We start from the raw sequence: 21,975 nt of genomic DNA, 5'->3' as shown, positions 1-21,975 counted from the left end.
ATAAGGGTGTTTTTTTGTTTTAAGATGGCTTTTTAGCTATTATATTTAAGAATGAGGCTACTATAATAATTAAATATCCTATAATTGATAATACATCAGGAATTTCGTTAAATAACATAAATCCATAAACTGCAGCTATTATTAAGCCTACATAGTCAAACATTGATATTTCAGAGGCTGGAGCATTTCTATAAGCCAATGTTAGAAATACTTGTCCTATAATAAAGGAAAGTCCAGCAAAGATCATATAAAGTATATTTTCTTTTGTAAGTCCAGAAGTGTTAATGAACATAAAAGGAAAGCAGACAATTGTTGCAACTCCAGTAAAAGAAAGTATTATTGTAAAAAATTCTTCCTTATCTCCAAGCAATCTAATCATAGTATAAGCAAGTCCTGCACAAAAAGCTGCAAATACACCAACTAAAGATGGAATAATTGAAGCATTAAAGTGCGGTTTTATTATAAATACACTTCCTGCAAAGGCTATAAAAAGAAATAATAGCTGTTTACCTGTAATTTTTTCTTTTAAAATTAAAAATGATAGTATAACTGCAAAAAAAGGTGCTAATTTATTTATCATAGTTGCATCAGGTAATATTAAATAATCTAATGAGAAGTAAAATGCACCAATTGAAAAGGTTCCTGTTATTCCTCTTATAAGTAAAAGTATTCTAGTTCCTTTATGACCAAAGAAAGAACCTTTCTTTTTAAAAATTATTATACAAAGAATAAGTGTTGCTACAGCATTTGTTATAAATGTTTTTTGATAAGCTGTAACACCAGAGGCCAACTTACCAAACATGTTCATAGTAGTGAAGAAAAATGAAGCTAATATCATAAAAAATATAGCTTTTTTCTTGTGGTTCATTAAATTAGACAAAGTGAAATCCTCCTATATAGTATAAATTTGAGTTAAAATAAATAAAAATTCCTTTAAAAAGTCCTAAAAAGTAATTTAATTATTAAGACTAACTTATATATTGTACAGCAATAACTAAAAAAAGTTAAGGTTATAAGTATTTATACATTAAAATTAAAAAAATAATTGCAAAGAATAGATTTTTAATATTTAAGAAATAAAGAAATAGGCATAATCAATATATGAATATAATAGAATAAATGTAATAATAAGTAAAATAAGAATTATTAAAAACTTTTTATATTGATATTAACTTACTTTAACCTTAATTACAAAAAAATATAAATATGAAAAATAAAACAAATTAATCTAAATAAATATAAATATGTAATATATTTATATTTATTACAAAAAATAGATTAGAACAATTAACTGTTCTAATCTATTTTTATAAAAATTATTCTCTTTAAGTTTAATTTTTTAATAGGCTCATATTAATAAAAGATATTTTATAATTTATCCTCTAGTACATTTGAAGAATACACCTTCTTGTAAGTATATAAGATATCCATCTTGGATATATAACTCGTCAAACTCACTATTAGGATTACTATCACTAGTTATATCTAAGGCTGTAACGGTTCCTTCATTTAATCCAGTTCCCTTTAATGAATTAATATTATATCCCCTACAAAAGTCTTTTTCAGATATTTTTGTAATTAAATATTTAGGGTTTTCTATTTGAATATTAAAGGAATTATTAGAATAAAGATTCTTTCCAATTACTAATGTTTTACCTAAAGGAGATCTATTGTTTGAGTTTACTTTAGTTTGGCCAATAACCTTTTCTATACGCCATGTTCCATAATACTTTGAAATAGAATTATTTTTAATTATAGGCTTTTGATTATGTTCTTTTATTTTATCTTTTACCCTATTTTCAACTATAGTGTTTTTACTTGGAGTCTTAGTTATTTTTGTATCGTTAATTTCCTTTTTTGATACCTCAGTATCTTTTGTATCTTTTGTACTTTTTGAATCTTTATTTTCAATGGTATCTTTATTAATGTCTGCATCATTAGGTTTTACAACTTCATTATCAGTTTTATTTTTATCTATTCCACTAGTTGAAGAATCTTGTTGAGTTGTAGATTGTTGTGGCTGGCTGTTTGCTTCAATATTTTTTGATGAATTATTTCCACAACCAGCAAATGTAAATATATTTCCTAAAATAATAATTCCTATAAGTAATTTTTTCATATACTTAATCCTCCATATAGTTCTTTTCTTTAGTATAAATTATTATCAGTAAAAATAAAATTACTAAAAGGTAAAAAGATATTAATTAAAATGATATTATTTTAATTATATAAACAAAAAAGAAGGGATTGTCCTTCTTTTTGTTTTACTGTTGTTCTTTTGGTAACTTTGAAACTACTATATTTCTAACTGTGTTATGTAGATTAACTATTTCTTCTTTTGAAAGCTTAGTTACATCAATAGGTTCATGGATATAGATTTCAATATTAGAGGCTTTAATCTTGCCTCCATTAGCTTCTAGAAGTTTATATGAGCCATTAATTGTAACTGGAATTATTTTTACTTTTGATTTTAAAGCAAGTTTAAAACTTCCAGCCTTAAATTCTGCAACTGGTTTTCCTTTACTTCTAGTTCCCTCAGGAAAGATTACCATTGAGTAACCTGATTTAAGTGTTTGAATTCCTTTTACTATAGCTTCTGCAGACTTTCTTATATTGCTTCTATCCATAAAAACACAATTTATATATTTCATCCACATGCTTATTAAAGGCCATTTTTCTAATTCCTTTTTAGCTATAAATCCTTTAGGTTCATCAATAGTGCTTAATATAAGTGGTATATCAAAGTTACTTTGATGATTTCCTACAAATAATACAGCTTCATCTTTAGGAATGTTTTCTTTCCCAAATACTTTTACCCTAGCACCACTAAGCCAAATAACAAATTTTGCCCAGTTATGAGTTATTTTATAAATTGCTATAGTTCTATCTTTAGTTCTTCCCTTATGCTCTAGGTATTTAACTTTTATTAAACCAATAGGCGAAATTATTAAGCTAAGTATTATTCCAGGATAAAAAATTAAGGTTCTTAACATAATACCAATCCTTTCCATACTTTAAAAATCTTATAAGGAAAGTATATTATATATCTTAGAAATTTAAAAGAACTAAAGAAATTTTTAACTATTAAAGTGTAGTAATAAAAAATGACCTATTTTGGAAATAATATTTAATAAAGATAGGGGTGAAATATTATGAGAAAAATTTTGATACCTATTTATATTAGTATTATTAGTATATTTTTAGGAATATTTATTTATTCAGGTATAAACTATTCACAAGTTAATAGAGATTATGTAGAAAAATTTGTGGATAAAAGATTAGTTGCTGTTAATAACCTTAATAATAGTATAGTTATAAAGCCAAGAGAAAGAGATGCTTTAGTTGGATATATATTTTATCCTCAAAATAATATAGATGAAAATTATTATATTCCTATAATGGCTAAAGTTGCAGAAAGAGGATTTAATGTTTATATAGTAAAAACATTATTTCATTCAAATTTAAATGCAAATAAATTAGGTAAAGATATAATTTCTATAAATAAAGATATAAATAGTTGGATCATTAGCGGAATCAATGAAGGAGAAAGGTCTGCTAAAGAATTTTATGATAAAATAAAAGATAATGAGAAAGCTGAATTATTTATATGCAAAAATATAAGAGAAATAAACAAATTAAAAGAATATTACTGTAATGAAAATATAGAAAAATGTAGTAGACAAATAATTAAGTCATTAAATGAATTAATATACTAATATATAATAAAATAAATTTAATATATATTTTCAAAAAAATTAAGAGTAAATTAAGATTAGTCAATTAAACTATTAAATATAACGATATAACTTAGTAAAGGAGTTATTTAATGGAATGCAGAGAAGATCAAGATAGAATTATAATTAATAAAATAATTGGATTAACCGAAGAACAAGTAAAAGAGAGAGTTTTATTAGGTGAAGTTAATAAAATTCCAAAGGCTCCGTCAAAGACTTTTCTTCAGATTTTAAGATCTAACTTTTTTACAATGTTTAATGCACTAAATCTTGTTCTTGCAGTAGCAGTAATAATTGCAGGATCACCTAAAAATGCAATATTTGCTGGAGTAATCATTGTAAATAGTTTAATTGGGGTTATACAAGAAGTAAAAGCTAAAAATATAATAGAGAAACTTTCAGTAATTAGTGAAGCAAATTGTAATGTAGTTAGAAATAGAGTTTTAAAGAAAATAGGAATAGAAGAAATCGTAAAAGATGATATTATTTATATTAAATCAGGAGATCAAATTTTAGCTGATGGAGTGTTAAGTGAAGGAAATGAAATAGAAATTGATGAATCTATGCTAACAGGAGAAGCAGATCCTATTCATAAAAAGAATAATGATAGTCTTTTATCAGGAAGCTTTGTAGTTGCTGGAGAAGGATATATGAGAGTTACTAAAGTTGGTGCTAATACATATTCTTCAAGATTAGCTGATGAAGCTAGAAAGTTTAAAATTACAAATTCTGAATTACAAAATTCATTAAATAAAATACTTAAAGTTTTACTTATATTAATAGTTCCAATTGGAATAATCCTTGCAACAACTCAACTTAAGTTTATAAAAGCTAGTTGGCAAGATGCTGTAATTGGAACTGTATCAGGAATAATTGGTATGGTACCAGAAGGATTAGTTCTTTTAACAAGTGCAACATTTATTGTAGCAATAATTAAATTATCTAAATACGATACATTAGTTCAAGAACTCTCAGCAACTGAAGTTTTAGCAAGAGTTGACGTTTTATGCTTAGATAAGACAGGAACAATAACAGAAGGAGCTTTAAAACTTATTGATGTTGTAAATTTATCATCATATGAAAATAGTGAAATTGATGCTGTTTTAGCATCAATAGCTCATAATCTTCCAAGTAAAAATCCAACACAGCAAGCTGTATTAGATAGATATAAAGAAGATTCGAATCTTGAAATAATAGAAAAGGTTCCATTTTCATCAAAAAGAAAATGGGGTGGAATTGTTACTAAAGATAAAGGTACATGGATATTTGGAGCACCTGAAATAGTAATGGGAAATAAATATTTAGAAATTAAATGTAAGGTTGAAGAAGAAGCAAGAAAAGGAAGAAGAGTTCTTATACTTGCTAAATCTAAACTTAATTCTTTAAGAGGAGAAAAACTCAAAGAAATAGAAAAAGTAGCTTTAGTATTAATTGAGGATATAATAAGAAAAGATGCACCAAAAACTTTAAAATTCTTTAAGGATGAAGGAGTAAGTGTAAAAGTAATATCAGGAGATAATCCTGTGACAGTATCAGCAGTTGCTAAAAGAGCAGGAGTTTTAGGAGCAGAAAATTATATAGATGCAAGAGAACTTCCAGAAGAAATGGAAGAGCTTAGAAAAGAAGTTGAAAAATATAGTGTATTTGGTAGAGTAACTCCTCATCAAAAGAAAGCACTTGTAATTGCACTTCAAGAAAATGATCATACAGTTGCTATGACTGGTGATGGTGTAAATGATGTTTTAGCCCTTAAAGAAGCAGATTGTGGAATTGCTATGGCAAATGGTTCAGATGCAGCTAAGGCAGTGTCACAATTGGTTCTTATGAAATCAAACTTTAGTGCATTACCAAAGGTAGTTGCAGAAGGAAGACAACAAATAAATAACTTAGAAAGAGTTGCACAGTTGTTTTTAACTAAAACAACTTATTCAATAATACTTGCAGTAGTTTTTTCAATATTATTACTTCCATTTCCAATACAACCTATACAACTTTCATTAATTGGAAGTTGTGCTATAGGTATACCAGCTTTATTCTTAGCTATGTTGCCTAATAGTGAAAGAGTAAAAAAAGGATTCCTTGGAAGGATATTAACTGCTAGCATTCCAAATGGCGTTTTAATAGCTATCTTTGTTTCAGCAACCTTTGTTATATCAAATAACTATGGTACATCCTTAGAAACATCAAGAACACTATCAGTATTAATGCTTGCTGGAGTTAGTATGGTAATATTATTTAAAGTTGCACTTCCAATTACACCATTTAAAATTGGATTAGTTATTTTAATGATGTTGATTGTATCTTTAGGATTTATTACACCAATAGGACGATTAATATTTACTTTAACTAAATTATCTCCAATGCAATGGTTATTATCAGCTGGAGCAATTGCATTATCAGTCCCAATACTTGCTACACTTGTAAGTGTAATTAGAATTAAAAAAAATGTGGAGCAATAGAATAATAAGAGTGGGTTTTCCACTCTTGTTATTTTATAAAGAAAAAGTTTACTTTAACAATTGACATATTCATATTATTAGATTAAAATTTTAAATATACGCCCCTATGGTCTAATGGATAGAACAATCCCCTCCTAAGGGATAGATACAGGTTCGATTCCTGTTAGGGGTGCCACATATGTTTAAAGAATGGCTTAACCATAAGGTTTAAGTCATTTTATTTTGCCTAAAACTCGCCAATCACTCGCCAAAAAGTTTTTATTGAGATTTTAGTCGCCATTTTTGCTAAATAAATTATCTAATAATTCAGCAGTATTATCCTTCATTTCTTTCATAACATGAGTATAGGTATTTAATGTTGTAGTAACATCTTTATGACCTAACCTATCTGAAACAATCTTAATGTTTTCACCATTTAATATTAATAAAGTAGCATGAGTATGTCTTAAACCATGGATAGTTATTTGTGGTAGCTCTTTATACTTTTGAACTTTTTTAGTAAAATCCATAGATAAATTTCTAGGATTACACAGCTCACCTTCTCTATTTAATATGATAAATTCATCAGAACTTCCTCTATGAGCTTTAAATTCATTAAGTAGTATATTAGGTATAGATATAGTTCTTTCACTTCCATTAGTCTTTAAATTATCTTAAAAGATAAATATATAGATTAAACAATAATGTGGTTAAATGATAAAATATTTATATATAATTTTGATATTATAAACAAGTTTTGTTACAAGGAGTAGGTTCTAAAAAATATGAATAAAATAGATAGCTTATTCAATAATTTAGGTAGTAATGAAAATATTAGGTATATAATGGATCAAAATTCTTTGAATAATAGAGAATTAGCATATTTAACAATAATTTTATTAGGAATTATATTTATAATAATTAAAAGTAATGATAGGAAAAATCTAAAAGAAAGTTTTAAAAGTTTATTGAAGGCTTTTTTCTGTAAAAAGATTTTTGGAATTACAATTATATTATTTATTTGGACAATATTTATTTGTTATTTACTTAAGATAATAGGAATATGGGATTATGGATTAATAAAAAATACATTATTTTGGTTTATTTCATCAGGAATTTTTATTGCATTTAAAGTTGTTGAAATAGATAAATATAATTTAAAAAATTATTTTAAAAATATATTACTAGGTTCTTTTAAAATAACAATTATTTTAGATTTTATTCAAAGTACATACATTTTTAATTATTGGATAGAATTTACAATAGGAATAATTATTTTGTTTTTGGGAATGATTAAAGTTGTAATAGAGCTAGGAAAAGAAATGGATAAAGCAGTAATATTAAATTTTCTTAATAAGATTTTTATTATTATAGGAATAATATGGAGTATATGGCTTATATCTGATTTAATAGGTCAACCAAAATCATTATTTGAGTTTGATAATATTTTTGGATTTATAGATAATATTATATTAACAATAAGTATGATATTACCTACATATATTTTAAAGGTATATGTATTATATGAAAATTTATTTATAAGATTGAAGTTTTTAAATATTGATAATGATATAAAAAGATATTTGAAAATAAAAATAATATTTTATGCTAAGTTAAATGTTGCTAAATTAGATTTTGAATATTATAAGGATATAGCTTGGTTAGGAGATAAAAAGAAAATAAAGAAAACTTTTAAAGAATTAAAAAAAACGAATATTGATATTTATTTAATTTAATAAAATAATTTAGATATTTCTTAAGTAAACTGATATAGTAAAAATAAATAGAAAATAATATTTTAAGTACCGTTAGTATATAGGATGAGTTATGAAACAAGAGTAAATATAATTGTTTTAAATAGAAGAAAGTTTATATACCAATGAATTAAGAGAAGAGTTAGATGGTGTTATGATATAATACCTTAAATAAAGAGGAAATATTAAAGCTATATTATGTTTTAGATATGTAACAAGTAACAATAGAAGGTATAGAAAAGATATAACCTTTGAAAGAGTATTAAGAAACATAGATTTAGGTATTGATATGAATTAATCATATGTAAAAGGATAAGATTAAAGTTCTTATCCTCTTATTTATATATAGATGAATACAAATAAGTGAGTGATTTGGAATCATCTAGTTTAGAGTTGATTAAAAATAAATATAAATGACGTCCTAAATTAAGGAGGCTATTATAATGGAGTATAGATAAATAATAATGAAGAGAATAAAATATATTATACTATAGAAGAAGTAGAGCAGTTATTGAAAGATTATTATAAAAATATAAAAGGGTTATGACCAGTAATTATTGTATTGAATTATATGAATGTATGTGGGGGGCTGCAAAAAGTTTTGAGTAAATTTGAAAAATTCGCAGTAACAGGTATATATACACAAAATTCTAAATACTAATTGAAGGGGGGCTTAAATTGGGACTATTTTGTATTATAAAGATAAAAAATTTTAATAAATATTTTGAAAAATTGAAGAAAATACAGTAAAATAGAAAAAAGTAAAGCAAAATAAGATTAATTTAAAAAAAAAATAAAATTTGAAAGCTAGTATAGGTATACAAATTTACGCTAATGGCATACTATTAATATATAGAACTTGTAAAGCCTCTATTCTATTTTAGGGTATGCTCAAATATACAAGAAGCTTTTTTGAAATGAACCCATCAAGCCTCTTTATATAATGCTCAAATTGATGGGACGAGTGTTTTAGTGCCCACTAGGAGTATATTCTTAGTGGGTTTTATTCATATATGGGGGGATTTTACTTTGGAGCTTAAACAACCAAAAACTTTTAGTGAACAAATAAAAATATTAAAAGATAGAGGATTAGTAATAAAAAATGAAGAAAATGCAAAATTTATATTAAGCAATATAAATTATTATAGATTTACAGCTTATTTATTACAGTTTAAAGATATTGATAATACATATAAAGATAATATAACATTTGAACATATAAACTCCTTATATATGTTTGATAAAGAATTAAGAACACTATTATTAGATATATTAGGAACTATTGAAATTTCATTTAGAACATATATAGCATATACTTTAGCTATTAATCATGGAACAATTGGATATTTAAGAAAAGAAATTTATATAGATAAGGATTTTTATAATGATTTTATGTTAAATTTGGAATCAGAAAAACATAAAAATTATAAAAAATTATTTATAAAACACCATATGGATAAATATGATGGAAAACTACCTATATGGGTAGCAGTAGAAATAATGACATTCGGAATGATGTCGAAGTTATATTCTAATATGTTACCTGCTGACAAAAGTTTCATAAAAAATAATTTATGTAATCTAAATGTGAAGATATTGGATACTTGGTTACAAAGTTTAACACACTTGAGAAATCAATGTGCACACTATGGACGAATATATAATTATGATTTACCTATTATAAAAATAAAAAAAGAGTACAAGCAATATAGTATAGATAATAAAAAAATATTTTCTTATATAATAGCTATTAAGCATATATGTGTAAATAAAGAGGTTTGGAATAGATTTTTTATAAATTTACAAGATATAATTAATAAATATCAAGAGTACATAGATTTAAGATGTATAGGTTTTCCGAGAAATTGGTTAGAAATACTATCAAAAAATTAAAAAAATATTGTTTTAGAATTTTAGGTATAATTTATTAATGTTAGAATATTTAAAAATGTGAAATAGATATAAAGGTTTATATAAATACATTTCGAATAGATTAAAGATATAATATGTTAAAATAGCTTAAATAGTAAGTTATTATTACTACAAACTAGATTTATATTAATCGAATTCAAAGGTCGAAGGAAAAAGGTGAAAATTCTCAAATATAAAAGAAAACAGAAGCAAATTTATAAAAATATAAAAATACTTGCAAATCTAGTAAATTCAACGGTTTATATAGAATATTAAAACATGTAAAAATATACTAAAATATATGGGTTTATTACTATTACGGGTGCCACATATATTTAAATAATAACTTAAACCTCATAGAGGTTTAAGTTATTTTATTTTGTACCATTAACTAATTGATATAAATTTTGAAAAAATTTTAATAATTTATATAAATAAAAAGAGTCTAATGACTCTTTTTATTTAATTAATAGCTCTTATAGTTCTATATACTAACCCTTTTTCTTTTTTTAAATTACTGTATTCTTTATAAATTTCAAATTCTCCTAAATCTAATGCGTTTGTTCCAACATCTGTTGAAACTCCCAATGCATATTTTGAATCATTTATATTTTTTATAACCATATCATCCATAGTTATGTAATCTATGTTTTCATCTTTTTTTATCTTTTCTATATATAATAAACTGCCTACAATATTTTTCTTTGGAGCTTTATAACAAAAGATAATTGTGTTATCTGATTCTCTTACATAGTACTTTCCTCTCCAATTTGAAGGTAATTCCATTTGTATCCCTAACCTTCTATTTACATAGTGTATGTTACTTTGATTTTGAAAAGTTTTTGTTACTTTGTTATTAGTAGTTTTACTATTTGAAGAATTTTTATTTGTGTTGTCTTCTTTATGTTTATTTTGTTTTTCAGCTTCTACTTTTTTGTTTTCGACCTCTTTTTTCTGATCTATTTTTTTATTTAATTTAGTTTTTAAATCATTTACTTTTTCTTTTTGTGTTTCTGTTAACTCTTTATTTTTTAAACCATTTAAATTTTTCCTAGCTTCATCTAAATTCCCATTATTAATTAATTTATTTACTTCATTTATTTTATTATCTATTGCTTTTATTTCATTTAATTTTTTACTTATATTATTTTTTAAAGTATCAATATCATTTTTTATATTATAATTATTATATTCATTAGGGATTTTTGAAATTTCTTCATTAGCTTTAATATAGTCTTTATTTTCATAGGACCTTTTTGCATTTTCAAAAATATTTATTATATTATTTAATAAATTTGCCTTTGAATTACTTGAATCTTCTTTTAAAATTTCATTAATTTCAGTTTTAGCTTCACTATATTTACCTGAATTTATATCATTTATGGCATTTTCCATTTGTTTTTTTATCTTGTTTCCACAACCAGACAAAATTAAAATACCACTAAAAAGAACTATAAGCATAAATGATATATTTTTAACTTTTTTCTTATGTATTTTTTTCATAAATTATTCTCCTCAATAGATTAAAGATAGTATAAAAATTGATTTTTATACTATAGAATCAATTAGCTAAAAAGCTAATTGCAGTTAAGCCAATACCCAAGTTCTTTTTAAGTAATCCAGTAGTGGAAATATCCATATAGAATCTACCAACTTCTGGGCTAAGTGTCTCTTTATCTTTTGCCTTACGAACTGCTAGTTGTCTTAGAGATTCTGCCAATTCCATTGTTTGTTGTTCAAAGTCCTTTCCCATTTCAACTGAATTTTTAAATTCAACTAGTTTAGAGCGTTCATCATCAAGAGTTTGTGTATTTAAAATTAAATCATAAACTCTTGATAATAGATCATCTTGTTTTTCTAATATTTTTTCTTTTTTACTCAATGTAATTACCTACTTTCTACTTGAAGCTAGCTATATTTAATATAAATTTATTATGATTTTTATAATTTAAATTATATATTAAATATTACAATATAGGCAATAAATGTTATTTAATTTCTGAAAAAAATTAAATTTTATAATAAAATATAATAAAAAAAAGGAGGCGTTTATGAAGAAAAAATATTCATAATCAATATTTTTTCATATTAAGCACTCATTTTATCTGTGATATGGCTTTAAAATTTTTATATGATTTAGATAAATTTTTTAATCTAAATTTATATTTTTTATATATAAAGTTATTCAAAAGTATCTTTAGTAATAAAATAATTTGGTTTTTATTGGTAAAAGTCATCCTGTTCTAGTAGAAAATAATTTGTGAATAAAGTGTTAATTTAATACATAACAAAATTAAAATTTCATAATAAAAGTATCTAAAAATTAAGAATATTACTATGTAAAAATAAAAAAATTTTTTGTATAATTAAAATAAGATATAAATTAAAAGATATATAGATTAATAAAAATATTAGGAGTTGATGATTATTTATGGGAAAATGTGCCCTCATGAAGTTAAATAATAATGAATTAAAGGAAGTGTTAAAGGTTACTTCTACAGCAACTTGTTTGGAGATTATATTGTATAACTTTGTATTACTTTTTGATTTTGAATTATTAGGACCTACTTGGATTGAAATTTTAGCAATAGTTACTATATTCTCTTTGCAATTTACATTTATATATCTTACAAAATCTTTAGATAAAACATTAGAAGCATTAAAATAAATATAAAAGCAGCCTAATTTAAGGCTTCTTTTTTTTATAAACTATTGGATCTGTACATCCAAAAGTAATTTTTCCATTTTTCTCAAAAACTTCACTAACAATTGAAACTCCATCTTTAATAGTTTCTTTTAATGTAAAAGTTGTTTCAGCGTTAAGATGACTAACACTTTCTCCTTTAAATATTCCATCTACACAATAATAAGTAATAGGGTTAAATTTATTAGATACTTTTAAATTATTAAAATCTATATTTAAATCTAAATTATCATTTCTAAACTCTTCTTTAGTTATATCTTCAGGAATCTCATAAGAGGTTAATACAATATTATGATCTTTATCTAAATTAAATAAAAATAAATGAGGAAGTATGTTTTTAAACGTACCTGTATCATAATAACTTTCTTCTAAAACAAAATATCCATCAAAGTTTTCTGGTATATTTTTAATTCTATCATTTAATACTCCATTAATATGTTTAGCTTTAGGATGAATTATTTTTCCATGGGATTTTTCTTTGGATATTTGTTCATCATTATTAAATTCACCGCATAAATTTTTAATAAATAATTCTAATTTTTTCAAAAATAAACACCTCCAGAAAGTATTATAAATAAATTATAATACTTTTTAATAAATAAAGTATATAAAAGTGTTTAATAAAAAATAATTATTTAGGAGATATAAATAGTGTTTAAATCAAAAATAGTAAATAAATTAATAAACTTTAAGGTTTATAAATGTACACCTGGTAAGGTAATAATTGAAATAAAATGTTTAAAAATAATTTTAAGTAAGCATGAAGGTTATGAGATGTTTTTGAAAAAAGCTGTTATGAAATTAAATGGAATAACTAAAATAGAACTCGATAAAGAGAAAGGATATGCAACTATAAATTATGATGAGAATGAACAAAAAAAGGAAAATATAATTAAATGGATAGGAAGTATTAAAGATATTGGAATAAATAATTTAGATTTAATAAAATTGCATGGAAGCAGAAATTTAGATTATGTAGTTGAAATTATAGATAAAAAACTTGATAAAGAAGCTAAAAAGTATTTGTTAAGATAATAACAAGAATATTAAGAAAACGTTATATATGTTGAAATAACTCGAATTTAGACATATAAGTAAATACAAAAAATACACCTATTGTTAAAAAAATAACTAATAATAAAATATATGTTAAATTTTTAACTATAATTTAAGTGGTTTAATTTATTATTAATATTTTTAGATAATAATATAGTTAAAATTTTATGAAAGGTTTTATATCAAATAATATAAAATTTAATTTAATTATTATAAAATCAATGGAATAAATAGTATTTTTTTACTTACAATAGGATATGAGTATATATAAAAATTTTCTTGTATATGATATAATTAAGTAATTAAAACGAGGAATATAGGAGAGTGATAATTGTTGGACTCTAGTTATACGGGGCAGGTTATTCTGTTAATAGTACTTCTTATACTATCTGCTTTTTTTTCAATGTCAGAAACGGCACTTATGTCCTTAAGTAAAATTAGAATTAGACATATGGTGGAAGAAGGAGTAAAGGGAGCTAAACTTGTACAAAAGTTAATAGAAGATCCTAATAAGCTTTTAGGAGCTATTTTAATAGGAAATAATATAGTTAATATAGGAGCATCATCTTTGGCTACCTCCCTTGCAGTTAAGATGTCAGGTGGAAGTGAAGGTGCTGTTGTAATTGCAACTGGAGTAATGACTGTTTTGGTTCTTATATTTGGAGAGATTACTCCAAAATCCATTGCAAAGCAAAAGTCAGAAGCTGTTTCTTTAAAGGTAAGTAAGCCTATAAAGTTATGCGTTTTTATATTTAAGCCTTTTGTTACTATCTTTACTATAATCTCATCAGTATTTATAAAAATATTTGGAGGAGATCCAAAGGCTGCTGAACCATTTATTACAGAAGAAGAATTAAAAACAATGGTTGGAGTTAGTGAAGAAGAAGGCGTTCTTGAAGATGTAGAAAAAGAAATGATTTTTAATGTTTTTGATTTTGCGGATCTTCAGGTTAAAGATGTTATGGTACAAAGAGTTGATGTTACAGCTATAGAAATTAATGATGGATATGATGAATTATTAAAAGTAATAAAGGAAGAACAGTTTTCTAGAATTCCCGTATATGATGATACTATAGATGACATAGTAGGTATACTAAACGTAAAGGATCTTATTATTGCAGGATATAATGGTGGAGAACTTGTAGTTAAAGATTATATGCGTGAACCTTTATATACATTTGAATTTAAAAAAATTACAGAACTTTTTACTGAAATGAAAAAATCAAGAAATCATATGGCAGTAGTTTTAGATGAATATGGTGGAACTGTTGGGATTGTAACAATTGAAGACTTAGTTGAAGAAATTGTTGGAGATATAGAAGATGAGTATGATAAAGAGAGAGATAGCATTGAAGTAATAAAAGAAGATGAATATGTAGTTGATGGAAGTGCTAGACTTGATGATGTAAGTGATCTTATAGGAGTTAATATGGAATCTGAGGAGTTTGATTCAGTTGGTGGACTTATTATAGGAGCACTTGGTAGAATTCCAGAAGAACATGAGGAAGTTGTAATAGATAGAATTAAGTTTGTAGTGGAAGAAGTTGAAAAGAATAGAATTATGAAAGTAAGAATATATACTTAGGATAAAAGGACAGTATTAAACTGTCCTTTTATCCTACATTTTTATATTTAAAGTGGTGATGTTTTTGAGTTATATAAATTTAGCTATTAATGAAGGTAAAAAAGCTTTAAACTTAGGTGAAATACCTGTTGGTGCAATTATTTTAAAGGATGGAAAGGTGATTGGCAAAGGGTACAATTTAAAAGAAAGTAAAAAGAGTGTTATTGCACATGCTGAAATAATTGCAATAGAGGAGGCATGTAAATTTATAGGTGATTGGAGATTAAATGGTTGTGAGATGTATGTAACACTAGAGCCATGCCCAATGTGTGCTGGTGCCATAGTTCAAAGTAGAATTTCAAAGCTTTATATAGGAACTTTTAATAAAGATATGGGAGCTTGTGGATCTGTTGTTGACATAGTTAATAATAAGTATTTAAATTCATATTTGGAAATTAACTGGTTATATAATGAAGAGTGTAGCAAACTTATGACGGAATTTTTTAAAATTAGAAGAAAAGAAAAAATATTAATTAAAAAATAATGAAGAAATGAATATTATTTGTTATATTAAGATAAATACTAAATTAAAGGAGGTATGATATGAATAATCCAATAGCCTTTGAAATTTTTGGGTTTAAGGTTATGTGGTATGGAGTGCTTATAGGAATAGGAATTATTTTAGCTTTTTTATTAGCATATATAAATGCAAAGAGAAAAGGATTGAACTTTGATGTTTTAATTGATATTTTTTTAATTTCATTTCCTTGTGCGATAATAGGTGCAAGAGCATACTATGTAATTTTTGAATGGAATAGTTATAAAAACAATTTATTTGATATATTTAATATAAGAGAAGGGGGACTTGCTATTCATGGAGGGCTTATAGGAGCATTTTTATCAGCTTTTATATATACAAGAGTTAAAAAGATAAAATTTTTAGCCTATGCTGATTTAGTTGCGCCATCAATAATATTAGCTCAAGGAATTGGTAGATGGGGAAATTTTATGAATAGTGAAGCTCATGGAGATGTTGTTTCTTATGAATTTATATCAAAGTTTCCTAAGTTTATTCAAAATGGAATGAATATAAATGGACAGTTTTACAATCCTACTTTTTTATATGAATCAATATGGGATATATTTGTATGTTTTTTATTAGTAATAATACTTTATAAAGTTAAAAAAGGTTATGAAGGAATTGTAATAAGTTCATATATGATTCTATATTCTGTTGGAAGATTTTTTATTGAGGGATTAAGAACTGATAGTTTGATGTTTTTTGGACTTAGAATAGCTCAAATAATATCTCTTATTGGAATCAGTTTAGGTTTTATATTTATAACTTATATTATTATAAAAAATAAAAAATAATTATTTTTGAATAAAAAAGAATACTTTTTAAGTATTCTTTTTTTATTTTAAATTCAAAAGTTACACATATAAGTAAAATAATTCAATACAATTTTTCAACAAATGATAAAAAAAAATAAAAATGTGAAAGCAATATAATTAATAAAGTAATATAAAATATCAAAAAAAATAATATAAATGATAAAAAATAGGTGTAAAAGATACAGATAAACTAAATTTTAAAAAAATATTGAACTTTAAGAATAATGTGGTAAAATATAATCATATCACAAATGTTTAAAAAATAAACAAATGTTAGATGTTTCAAAAATATATTTTTAAGCATAACTTAATAAATAAGAAAAATAATTTAATAGATTATTTTTTTATTTATCAAATAAAAAACTTTAATGTAAATGTATTCTTAATTTGTTTAATAACTGAATTTAGTAATTCAATTTATTTTTTTTATATTTAAGAGTGATTAAATGACTTTGGCTTTTATGATAACGTTTGCCAAAAACGTTTAAGACACTATGAATATTTTTATTACAACTTAGTTATTACATTTTAAGAATCTGTAAGACTATATTTAAATAATTTAAGGAGGATTTTATCATGGAAGCAAAAATTAAAAATACTTCAAGTAATCAAGAACCCGGACTTATAAAAAAATTCTTTAAAATAAGTCTTTTTGGAATACCTATGCCATTATTTCTTGTTGGTGCAGTTATAATAATTTTAGGTATACAAACTAAATCTTTACCTAAGGATATGGTTGGAAGCTTATTTTTAATATTTACTTTTGGTATAGTTTTAGGTAAAATTGGTGATTCAATTCCTATTTGGAAAGATTACCTTGGTGGTGGAGCAATACTTGCATTCTTAGTAATGTCATGGCTTGTTTATGTTGGACTTATACCAACAGTATATGTAAAAAATGTAAAGTCACTTTTTAGCGGTGGATTTTTAAATCTATACATATCTATAATGATTTGTGGTTCATTATTATCTATTGATAGAAAGTTTTTAGCAAAAACTATAGGTGGATTTATTCCAATGGTTATTATCGCTACAATTACAGCTGGTGGATTTGCTATATTAGGTGGATTAGTAACAGGTGTACATCCTAAAGATGTTATATTAAACTATGCACTTCCTATTATGGGAGGTGGAAATGGAGCTGGTGCTATACCTATGAGCCAAATATGGGGACAAGTAACTGGTAAGGATCCAAAGATTTGGTATTCATCTGCTATGGCAATATTAACAATAGCAAATATTATAGCTATTATAGCAGGTGCAATCTTAAACGGAATTGGTAATAAGAAACCAGAATTAACAGGTCATGGTGAACTAATAAAGGGAGCTGCTAATGCAAAATCAGAAAAGTCTACTTTTAAAGCAACATTTGAAGATGGAGCAGCTGGATTATTTATAACACTTGCATTTTATTGTTTAGCAAATCTTGTTGGAAAAGGATTTTTCCCAACTATAGGTGGAGTAGTAATTCACCCATTTGCTTACTTAGTTATCTTTGTATTATTAGCTAATGGATTTAACTTAGTTCCAGAAAGAATCAGAGTTGGAGCAAAACAAGTTCAAAAATTTATGGTAGGTAACTTATTTTATGTTCTTATAGCTGGTGTTGGATTAGCTTTAGTTGATTTCGGAGCATTATTAAAAGCATTTAACTTTACAACAGTAGTAATTTCATTATTTGCTGTTATTGGAGCTATAATTGGACCTTGGTTATCATCTAAAATATTTGGTTTCTATCCTATAGAATCTGCAATAGCTGCTGGTTTATGTCACGTTAACAGAGGTGGATCTGGAGACTTAGAAATATTAGGAGCTGCAAAGAGAATGAACTTAATGGCTTATGCTCAAATAGCTACAAGACTTGGAGGAGCATTAATATTAGTATTAGCTGGAGTTCTTTTCAGTATATGGCTTTAATTATATAGAATATACAAATTAAACATAGTCTCTTTAGTTAATTTAAATAAATTAGTTAAAGAGACTTTTTTATAGTGTTATATATAATTTTATTTTTATATAAATATTTTATTAAAGGTGAGTATTAGATATAATAGATATAAAATCTTATTAAGTAGGTGAAATTTTGAAAAAATTATCTTATATACTAAATGCAATAGAAATGTTAGTATTAATATCAATTATATTTTTAATACATAATAATGTAATAAGAGGAGCACTGTTTGTATTTTTAATACCGATACTTTTAATAAATGGTCAGATAAAAAAACAAATGTATTCTGAAAATAAAAATAAATTTAATGACAAAAACAAATAATATAAATAACTTAGTATTCTTATAGAATGTTTCTATTGAACTAAAATAATATTTGTGTTAGAATGATGAAGTGTAAAAAAGAATAAAGCTTATATATCGTAGGTCAAGAACCATAAAACGGTAGTAGGAATTACTTAAACCGTTAAATTTTTTTGATATGGAGAGGTGTCCGAGTGGTCGAAGGAGCACGCCTGGAACGCGTGTGTAGGGGAAACTCTACCGTGGGTTCAAATCCCACCCTCTCCGCCAGAGCTGTGCTAGATGGGGAGTTAGCGGTGCCCTGTAACCTGCAATCCGCTACAGCAGGATCGAATTCCTCGTGGAGGCTTTGCTTTGTGTGGTCTGCCCTATGTAAGTGGTGTTGATGGCTGGGTCCCACGCAACTGGAGCCCATGAACCTTGTCAGGTCCGGAAGGAAGCAGCAATAAGTGGATACTTCCGTGTGCCGTGGATCAATCTAGCCTGAGCTAACTGCATAGGTAACGCATATAAACCACTGTCGAATCGAGGTGCGCAGCTTTTTTAATGTTAAATTTTGAATATAGACGTACATATTCAATAAAAATAATTAAATTTGGTTACTCTTCAATAGGATTAACAATATAGGACAAAAACAATAGGATAAGAAAGAGAGGGAACTTTGAAACCAAGATCAAAGAACCCTCTTTTTCTTGTAATAAATAAAAAGCTATTTTATACTAAATATTTAGTATAAAATAGCTTTTACTTATATTTTTTTAATAATGTTTTTATATTTAATAAATGCAACTAAGAAAAGAACACCTGCACAAAATAATGCTGATCCCAATCCTGTAAAAAAAGGACTTAAGTAAACAGGACTTATAAGATTATAAGTTCTAATTACTATTCCAAAAGTAATCATAAAAATTATTATAATGTAACCTTTAATATCAAAAAAAGCAAAGGCACACAAAAAATCATTAGGATTAGATAATATTCTATTTTTATGTTTAAGATGCATTTTCAAAAATATAAATTTAAAGAATACAAAAAATATTATTATTGCAAAGATAATGCTTATAATAGAAGAACTTGTTCCATTTATCATATTTGGAAGTCCAAGACTTAATAATTTATATCCTGCAAATCCCCAAAATAGACCAGCAAATAATAACAAAAATCTTTTCTGTACTCTTGGAGCAAATTTATCTGAAAAACTCATTTTATACTCCTCCTTTTAATTATTAAATTTTAGATTTATTAATTTAATAATAGTAATACTTATTTTCTTAAAAGGTCTATAAACTCAAAATTTAATCCACTTTTTTCATCAGTTTTAGTGTTAGATTTGTGGATAACTTCCCATTCATTCATATCTATTTGTGGAAAAAATGTATCTCCAACAAAATCCTTATGTACTTTTGTTAAATAAAGTTTTTTTGCATAAGGAAGTAATAATTTATAAATCTCTCCTCCACCTATTACAAAAACTTCTTCACTAGAATTTTCATATTGTTTTAATAAATCTTCTAAGTTATAAATTACAGATACACTATCAGAATCTACAGTAAAACTTTTATCTCTAGTTAAAACTACATGATGTCTATTTGGAAGTATTCCAGGTAAAGATTGAAAAGTTTTTCTTCCCATAAGTATTTTATGATTAGAAGTTATTTCTTTAAATCTTTTTAAATCTTCTGGTATATGCCATAATAAACTATTATCTTTTCCAATGGTATTATTGTTTGCAATTGCAACTATTATTGATAACATTAAACAGATACCTCCATTTTTATAGATGGATGGTGTTTATAATCTTCTAACTTAATATCATCTGGTGTAAAATCATAAAAATCTTTTATTTCTGGATTTATCCAAAGTTTTGGAGCATCATATGCTTCATCTTTTCTTGTTAATTGAAGCTTCATTCCTTCTACTTGATTTTCATATATATGGGCATTATTTATAACGTGAGTAAATAAACCTGGCTTTAATCCAGTTACTTGAGCTATAAGGTGAACAAGAACTGCATATTGAGTAGTATTAAAAGGTACTCCAAGAGGAATATCTCCACTACGTTGTATAAGCATACAGTTTAATCTCCCATCTGTTACATCCCACATAGTAAGGAAGCAGCATGGGTGAAGGGCACCTGTATCTAAGTAAGGAATTTGCCATAGATTAATCATCATTCTTCTATCTTGTGGATTAGTTTTTAGAGTTTCAATTAGTTTGTCTATTTGATCAAACTTTTTAACAACCCAACCATAAGATGTTCCTATAGTTCCATCATCCATCATCCATTCATTCCAAATCTTAACGTTTTGTTCTTGAAGTTTTTTAACATTGTTTGATTGGTCTTTATATATCCATAGAAGTTCTTTAACAGCAGTTTTAAATGCTACGAATTTAGTTGTTAGTATAGGAAATTCTTTTTCTAAATCAAATTGTAATATTTGATGAGGAATTTTATATGTAGCAACTCCAGTTCTATTTTGGTCATAGTATCCATGGTCTAAAATTTTTTCTACAATATCAAGGTATTGCTTATCGTATAAACTCATTTTAAAACCCCTTTCATTTATTTAGTACATTTTAAAAAAGTGATTATTTAATTCATTTTATAATTTAGTTATACTTTTAATTTCATTATATTATTTTAACAAAAGATAGAACTGTATGAAAGGCTTAAAATTATTAATTAAGTTTATTAAAAAATATGTAAATGATAAATAAAAAACCTAAAATGCTAAAAACAGTATTTTAGGTTTTTTAAAAATTAGATAAGTGCTATATGTAAACACATTAATATTATAAATATTACCCCAAGTCCTTTGTGACTATGGATACTTTTATTAAATATTCTAAGTATTCCTGTAATGAATATTAAATTTAAATCTACAAGGGCTGAAAATCCAAAGATATATCCAATTTTCCACTTAAAGCCTAAATGTAAAAATATATAAGCATGAATCATAATTATAGAAATTGCAATTAATGCTATTAATATATGAAACCTTTGAAAAATTTTAGAGATACTTATTAGTTTGAATATACATTAAAATTTTAGGTGAACATTGATTTTATATAGCTAAGTATAATATAAAGTTATCTTAATAAATAGCTTATAGAATTTATATTATAGGTAATAATCAGTAATAGAAGTTTATCCATAGTTTTATT

The 21,975-nt window shown here is 24.9% G+C and carries 21 protein-coding genes, 2 tRNA genes, 1 other RNA gene and 1 pseudogene; 14 read left to right on the top strand and 11 right to left on the bottom strand.

The annotated features are described in order from the left end of the window. Positions 1 to 19: 19 nt before the first annotated feature. The 3 genes from J2Z53_RS10880 to J2Z53_RS10870 form a co-directional block, all read right to left on the bottom strand. Complete coding sequence (locus J2Z53_RS10880; protein ID WP_209797540.1) at positions 20 to 868, bottom strand: DMT family transporter; 849 nt, start codon at positions 866 to 868, stop codon at positions 20 to 22. A gap of 507 nt (positions 869 to 1,375) precedes the next feature. Next, positions 1,376 to 2,119, bottom strand: coding sequence for a hypothetical protein (locus J2Z53_RS10875; RefSeq protein WP_209797514.1), 744 nt, complete (start codon positions 2,117 to 2,119; stop codon positions 1,376 to 1,378). 145 nt (positions 2,120 to 2,264) lie between these two features. Next, entirely contained in the window at positions 2,265 to 2,993 is a 729-nt protein-coding gene (locus J2Z53_RS10870; protein WP_209797513.1) for a lysophospholipid acyltransferase family protein, read from the bottom strand. 159 nt (positions 2,994 to 3,152) lie between these two features. Between J2Z53_RS10870 and J2Z53_RS10865 the strand changes: the two genes are divergently transcribed. From J2Z53_RS10865 to J2Z53_RS10855, 3 genes are all read left to right on the top strand, one after another. Continuing rightward, entirely contained in the window at positions 3,153 to 3,716 is a 564-nt protein-coding gene (locus tag J2Z53_RS10865; RefSeq protein ID WP_209797512.1) for an alpha/beta hydrolase family protein, read from the top strand. Positions 3,717 to 3,826: 110 nt separating this feature from the next. After that, the gene (locus tag J2Z53_RS10860) at positions 3,827 to 6,193 is read left to right on the top strand and encodes a cation-translocating P-type ATPase (RefSeq protein WP_209797511.1); all 2,367 of its coding nucleotides are present in this window, start codon (positions 3,827 to 3,829) and stop codon (positions 6,191 to 6,193) included. A gap of 100 nt (positions 6,194 to 6,293) precedes the next feature. Further along, positions 6,294 to 6,368 (top strand) — tRNA-Arg (locus J2Z53_RS10855). A gap of 94 nt (positions 6,369 to 6,462) precedes the next feature. On the opposite strand, the pseudogene J2Z53_RS10850 reads toward J2Z53_RS10855, so the two are convergent. Beyond that, positions 6,463 to 6,846 (bottom strand): annotated as a pseudogene (locus J2Z53_RS10850) (site-specific integrase); the annotation flags it as partial. A 111-nt stretch (positions 6,847 to 6,957) separates the two neighbouring features. Between J2Z53_RS10850 and J2Z53_RS10845 the strand changes: the two are divergent. Both J2Z53_RS10845 and J2Z53_RS10840 read left to right on the top strand, forming a co-directional pair. After that, positions 6,958 to 7,908 (top strand): hypothetical protein, encoded by a 951-nt coding sequence (locus J2Z53_RS10845; RefSeq protein ID WP_209797510.1) that lies wholly within the window; start codon positions 6,958 to 6,960, stop codon positions 7,906 to 7,908. Between the two features lie 1,047 nt (positions 7,909 to 8,955). Further along, positions 8,956 to 9,819: an Abi family protein gene (locus J2Z53_RS10840; RefSeq protein ID WP_209797509.1), complete on the top strand. Its 864-nt coding sequence runs from the start codon at positions 8,956 to 8,958 to the stop codon at positions 9,817 to 9,819. A 480-nt stretch (positions 9,820 to 10,299) separates the two neighbouring features. On the opposite strand, the gene J2Z53_RS10835 is transcribed toward J2Z53_RS10840, so the two are convergent. Together J2Z53_RS10835 and J2Z53_RS10830 are read right to left on the bottom strand one after the other, a co-directional pair. Beyond that, positions 10,300 to 11,340, bottom strand: a complete 1,041-nt coding sequence (locus J2Z53_RS10835) for a coiled-coil domain-containing protein (RefSeq protein WP_209797508.1) — start codon at positions 11,338 to 11,340, stop codon at positions 10,300 to 10,302. Positions 11,341 to 11,398: 58 nt separating this feature from the next. Next, positions 11,399 to 11,719 (bottom strand): bacteriocin immunity protein, encoded by a 321-nt coding sequence (locus tag J2Z53_RS10830; RefSeq protein ID WP_234925847.1) that lies wholly within the window; start codon positions 11,717 to 11,719, stop codon positions 11,399 to 11,401. A gap of 567 nt (positions 11,720 to 12,286) precedes the next feature. Between J2Z53_RS10830 and J2Z53_RS10825 the strand changes: the two genes are divergently transcribed. Beyond that, positions 12,287 to 12,505: a hypothetical protein gene (locus J2Z53_RS10825; RefSeq protein ID WP_209797507.1), complete on the top strand. Its 219-nt coding sequence runs from the start codon at positions 12,287 to 12,289 to the stop codon at positions 12,503 to 12,505. A gap of 18 nt (positions 12,506 to 12,523) precedes the next feature. Here J2Z53_RS10825 and J2Z53_RS10820 read toward each other — a convergent pair whose 3' ends face one another. Beyond that, complete coding sequence (locus tag J2Z53_RS10820) at positions 12,524 to 13,087, bottom strand: hypothetical protein (protein ID WP_209797506.1); 564 nt, start codon at positions 13,085 to 13,087, stop codon at positions 12,524 to 12,526. A gap of 105 nt (positions 13,088 to 13,192) precedes the next feature. Between J2Z53_RS10820 and J2Z53_RS10815 the strand changes: the two genes are divergently transcribed. From J2Z53_RS10815 to ffs, 8 genes are all read left to right on the top strand, one after another. Further along, positions 13,193 to 13,576 carry a cation transporter gene (locus tag J2Z53_RS10815; RefSeq protein ID WP_209797505.1) on the top strand — a complete coding sequence of 128 codons (384 nt, stop codon included), beginning with the start codon at positions 13,193 to 13,195 and terminating at the stop codon, positions 13,574 to 13,576. Between the two features lie 355 nt (positions 13,577 to 13,931). Further along, positions 13,932 to 15,182 (top strand): HlyC/CorC family transporter, encoded by a 1,251-nt coding sequence (locus J2Z53_RS10810; RefSeq protein ID WP_209797537.1) that lies wholly within the window; start codon positions 13,932 to 13,934, stop codon positions 15,180 to 15,182. A 64-nt stretch (positions 15,183 to 15,246) separates the two neighbouring features. After that, positions 15,247 to 15,705, top strand: coding sequence for a nucleoside deaminase (locus tag J2Z53_RS10805; protein ID WP_407927661.1), 459 nt, complete (start codon positions 15,247 to 15,249; stop codon positions 15,703 to 15,705). A 59-nt stretch (positions 15,706 to 15,764) separates the two neighbouring features. Continuing rightward, positions 15,765 to 16,535, top strand: a complete 771-nt coding sequence (gene lgt, locus J2Z53_RS10800; protein WP_209797504.1) for a prolipoprotein diacylglyceryl transferase — start codon at positions 15,765 to 15,767, stop codon at positions 16,533 to 16,535. A 597-nt stretch (positions 16,536 to 17,132) separates the two neighbouring features. Continuing rightward, positions 17,133 to 18,473, top strand: coding sequence for a 2-hydroxycarboxylate transporter family protein (locus J2Z53_RS10795; protein ID WP_209797503.1), 1,341 nt, complete (start codon positions 17,133 to 17,135; stop codon positions 18,471 to 18,473). 166 nt (positions 18,474 to 18,639) lie between these two features. After that, on the top strand, positions 18,640 to 18,831 hold the full coding sequence (locus J2Z53_RS10790; RefSeq protein ID WP_209797502.1) for a hypothetical protein: 192 nt from the start codon (positions 18,640 to 18,642) through the stop codon (positions 18,829 to 18,831). A gap of 159 nt (positions 18,832 to 18,990) precedes the next feature. Further along, positions 18,991 to 19,080, top strand: a tRNA-Ser gene (locus J2Z53_RS10785). Between the two features lie 3 nt (positions 19,081 to 19,083). Beyond that, positions 19,084 to 19,348, top strand: an RNA gene (ffs, locus tag J2Z53_RS10780) — signal recognition particle sRNA large type. Positions 19,349 to 19,558: 210 nt separating this feature from the next. Here the strand turns inward: ffs and J2Z53_RS10775 are convergent. The 4 genes from J2Z53_RS10775 to J2Z53_RS10760 form a co-directional block, all read right to left on the bottom strand. Further along, complete coding sequence (locus J2Z53_RS10775; RefSeq protein WP_209797501.1) at positions 19,559 to 20,014, bottom strand: hypothetical protein; 456 nt, start codon at positions 20,012 to 20,014, stop codon at positions 19,559 to 19,561. Between the two features lie 59 nt (positions 20,015 to 20,073). After that, the gene (locus J2Z53_RS10770; RefSeq protein ID WP_209797500.1) at positions 20,074 to 20,565 is read right to left on the bottom strand and encodes a dihydrofolate reductase; all 492 of its coding nucleotides are present in this window, start codon (positions 20,563 to 20,565) and stop codon (positions 20,074 to 20,076) included. After that, on the bottom strand, positions 20,565 to 21,356 hold the full coding sequence (locus J2Z53_RS10765) for a thymidylate synthase (RefSeq protein ID WP_209797499.1): 792 nt from the start codon (positions 21,354 to 21,356) through the stop codon (positions 20,565 to 20,567). The genes J2Z53_RS10770 and J2Z53_RS10765 overlap by 1 nt, the downstream gene beginning before the upstream one ends. A 215-nt stretch (positions 21,357 to 21,571) precedes the next feature. Then, a complete protein-coding gene (locus J2Z53_RS10760; RefSeq protein ID WP_209797498.1) occupies positions 21,572 to 21,769 on the bottom strand; it encodes a hypothetical protein in 198 nt (65 codons plus the stop codon). Positions 21,770 to 21,975 lie beyond the last annotated feature (206 nt).

The sequence above is a fragment of the Clostridium moniliforme genome (assembly GCF_017873235.1).
GTDB lineage: Bacteria > Bacillota > Clostridia > Clostridiales > Clostridiaceae > Clostridium > Clostridium moniliforme.
The sequence above is the reverse complement of the archived record's forward strand: the minus strand, read 5'-3'. Positions and strand labels throughout refer to the sequence as shown.

Excerpts from the sequence above, each read along its gene's own strand:
- J2Z53_RS10870 (WP_209797513.1), bottom strand. The coding sequence starts at position 2,993 with ATGTTAAGAACCTTAATTTTTTATCCTGGAATAATACTTAGCTTAATA.
- lgt (WP_209797504.1), top strand. The coding sequence starts at position 15,765 with ATGAATAATCCAATAGCCTTTGAAATTTTTGGGTTTAAGGTTATGTGG.
- J2Z53_RS10825 (WP_209797507.1), top strand. The coding sequence starts at position 12,287 with ATGAAGTTAAATAATAATGAATTAAAGGAAGTGTTAAAGGTTACTTCT.
- J2Z53_RS10835 (WP_209797508.1), bottom strand. The coding sequence starts at position 11,340 with ATGAAAAAAATACATAAGAAAAAAGTTAAAAATATATCATTTATGCTT.
- J2Z53_RS10875 (WP_209797514.1), bottom strand. The coding sequence starts at position 2,119 with ATGAAAAAATTACTTATAGGAATTATTATTTTAGGAAATATATTTACA.
- J2Z53_RS10845 (WP_209797510.1), top strand. The coding sequence starts at position 6,958 with ATGAATAAAATAGATAGCTTATTCAATAATTTAGGTAGTAATGAAAAT.
- J2Z53_RS10860 (WP_209797511.1), top strand. The coding sequence starts at position 3,827 with ATGGAATGCAGAGAAGATCAAGATAGAATTATAATTAATAAAATAATT.
- J2Z53_RS10775 (WP_209797501.1), bottom strand. The coding sequence starts at position 20,014 with ATGAGTTTTTCAGATAAATTTGCTCCAAGAGTACAGAAAAGATTTTTG.
- J2Z53_RS10760 (WP_209797498.1), bottom strand. The coding sequence starts at position 21,769 with ATGATTCATGCTTATATATTTTTACATTTAGGCTTTAAGTGGAAAATT.
- J2Z53_RS10765 (WP_209797499.1), bottom strand. The coding sequence starts at position 21,356 with ATGAGTTTATACGATAAGCAATACCTTGATATTGTAGAAAAAATTTTA.
- J2Z53_RS10795 (WP_209797503.1), top strand. The coding sequence starts at position 17,133 with ATGGAAGCAAAAATTAAAAATACTTCAAGTAATCAAGAACCCGGACTT.
- J2Z53_RS10865 (WP_209797512.1), top strand. The coding sequence starts at position 3,153 with ATGAGAAAAATTTTGATACCTATTTATATTAGTATTATTAGTATATTT.
- J2Z53_RS10880 (WP_209797540.1), bottom strand. The coding sequence starts at position 868 with ATGAACCACAAGAAAAAAGCTATATTTTTTATGATATTAGCTTCATTT.
- J2Z53_RS10770 (WP_209797500.1), bottom strand. The coding sequence starts at position 20,565 with ATGTTATCAATAATAGTTGCAATTGCAAACAATAATACCATTGGAAAA.